The following is a 527-nucleotide window of genomic DNA, read 5'->3' as shown; positions in this document are numbered from 1 at the left end:
ACATTGCCAAAGAAATGGCGCCAAATCTATCGGCACACCGAGATAATATCTACTTGAACGAAAAATTATTTGCAAGAGTAAAAACACTTTGGGACAAAAAAGAAACATTAGGCTTAAATTTAGAACAAGCTAAAATTTTAGATAATGCGTACAAAGATTTCGTTCGAAGCGGAGCCAATTTATCAAATGCTGATAAAGAAATATTGCGAAAAATAAACGGAGACCTTTCATTAACCAGTTTAAAATACGGTCAGAATATTTTGGCGGAGACCAATTCATACGAGTTGGTTATTGATAATAAAAAAGATTTAGCCGGATTGCCACAAGGATTAATTGATGCTGCCGCAGTTGATGCTAAAGCAAAAGGCAAAGAGGGAAAATGGGTTTTCACGCTTTCTAACTCCAGCGTGATGCCGTTTTTGCAATACAGTTCTAATAGAGAATTGCGCAAGCAAATTTGGAATGCGTACCAAACCAGAGGCAACCATGATGATGCTTTTGATAATAAGAAGAATGCAGTGGATTTA

The 527-nt window shown here is 36.4% G+C and carries 1 pseudogene; it reads left to right on the top strand.

Going from position 1 to position 527, the window contains the following annotated elements:
- Nucleotides 1-527: pseudogene (locus FCS21_RS17610) on the top strand (peptidase M3); the annotation flags it as partial.

This window comes from Colwellia ponticola (assembly GCF_005885605.1).
GTDB lineage: Bacteria > Pseudomonadota > Gammaproteobacteria > Enterobacterales > Alteromonadaceae > Colwellia > Colwellia ponticola.
Note: the sequence above shows the minus strand (reverse complement) of the source record. Positions and strands in the feature narration are given on the sequence as shown.